Here is a 1,480-nt window from a genome sequence, read left to right as displayed (position 1 = left end):
GGTCTCCACTGCCATGGGATCGTCCCTTCCTGCTCTGGGGGTTGGGGGCCGCCGCCGGGGAGTCGGCGGCGGCCAGGGGCAGCGGGGACCTACATCCCGGCCCAGATGTTGCCGAACGCCGTGACGCCGGAGCCGGTGAGCTGGGAGACCAGCGGGCCGATCAACGTGCCCGACAGCAGGACACCGAGGGCGAGGCTGACGACGAACCAGCCCTTCGCGAGCTTCCCGGCCTTGATCCCGAAGAAGACGACGATGCCGAGCGCGAGCGCGGCGACCGCGACCGTGGAGATGCTCCCGGCCGTGGCCTGCGTCTGGACCTGCTGCGGCTGCTGCTGGAGACCGGTGCCGATCTGCGAGCCGACGCCCTGCGGCGCGACGTCGTTGCCGGGCATCTGGCCCGGGGCTCCGTCGGCGAGGGTCACCACGGCGGAGTGGTGGGCGGCGTCCGCCCGGTAGGAGACGGCGTCGAGTCCACGGACGTGCAGGACCCGGCCGTCGGGGAGGGAGACGGGGGCGCTGGCGGCGCGGTCGGCGGCGGCCTGGACCGTGGCGACGGCGGCCTCGGGGGAGTCGGCGGTGGCGGCGGTGGCGGTGCCCATCAGCGCGGCGGCGGCGGCACCGGAGACGGCCAGGGTGCGGACGATGCGGGACATGGGGATCTCCTCGTGGAGTCGGTGGAGCAGTGGGTGAGGGAGGGTCAGACCGACGCGTCGGCGGCGCCCTTGGCGCGGCGCTGCTCGTCGCTCATCTGCCGCTTGGCGACAGGGCTGTACTTGGTGCCGGGGGTCCGCACGGGAGGCGTCCCGCCGTTGCCCTTGCGGCCGTCCGTGCCGGGCTTCTTCGGGCCCTTGGAGGGCTTCTCCGACTCGTCGCCCATTTGGGAATCGACCTGCGCTTTTTCGCCCGCGAGCGGGCCGTTCTGAGCGACGCGCACACCGCGCTTCGCGGTGCGGGTCTGCATGATCTGAGCGGCGGTCTGACCGACCGGCGCACCGTGGATTTCCGTCCACGCCCGGCTGTACGTCGCATCCGACGGCTCGACCCGCGCGGCGGACCTGCGGAGGACTCCGTCGCGGACGGGGACGACTTCACCGCTGAACGCGGCCAGGGCGGTCGCCCGCTCCCAGACCTCGGGGTCCTCGGCCTCACGGGCGAGGCGAACGGCGGCGGCCCGGCGGGCGTCCGCCTCGGCCTGGCGGCGCTCGGCACGGCGAGCGGACCGGGACGGGCGACCGGCCTTCTTCGCGATCCGGCCGTGCTCGTGCAAGTCCCAGATGACCGGGCCGATGATCGAGCACAGCGCGCCGCCGATCGCGGTCGCGACGCCGAACGCCTCCAGCCCGTGAACGACGTTGATCCCGGCGGCGATGAGCGCCTGGAGCATGGCTCCGGCCCGGTAGTGCCAGGAGGGCCGGTCGTCGTCGATCGCGGCCTGAGCGCCCATCAGCAGCGCCCACGCGACGCCCTCCAGGACGAACGG

At 74.0% G+C, this 1,480-nt stretch carries 2 protein-coding genes; both read right to left on the bottom strand.

The window, feature by feature from the left end:
* Nucleotides 1-89: 89 nt before the first annotated feature.
* Nucleotides 90-653, bottom strand: coding sequence for a hypothetical protein (locus ACFCXS_RS39420; protein WP_376648151.1), 564 nt, complete (start codon nt 651-653; stop codon nt 90-92).
* A gap of 44 nt (nt 654-697) precedes the next feature.
* A partial coding sequence (locus ACFCXS_RS39415) for a hypothetical protein (protein ID WP_376648150.1) occupies nt 698-1,480 on the bottom strand: 783 nt, incomplete at its 5' end.

Origin of the sequence: Streptomyces sp. NPDC056373 (genome assembly GCF_042262425.1) — a bacterium.
Classification (GTDB): Bacteria; Actinomycetota; Actinomycetes; order Streptomycetales; family Streptomycetaceae; genus Streptomyces.
Note: the sequence above shows the minus strand (reverse complement) of the source record. Positions and strands in the feature narration are given on the sequence as shown.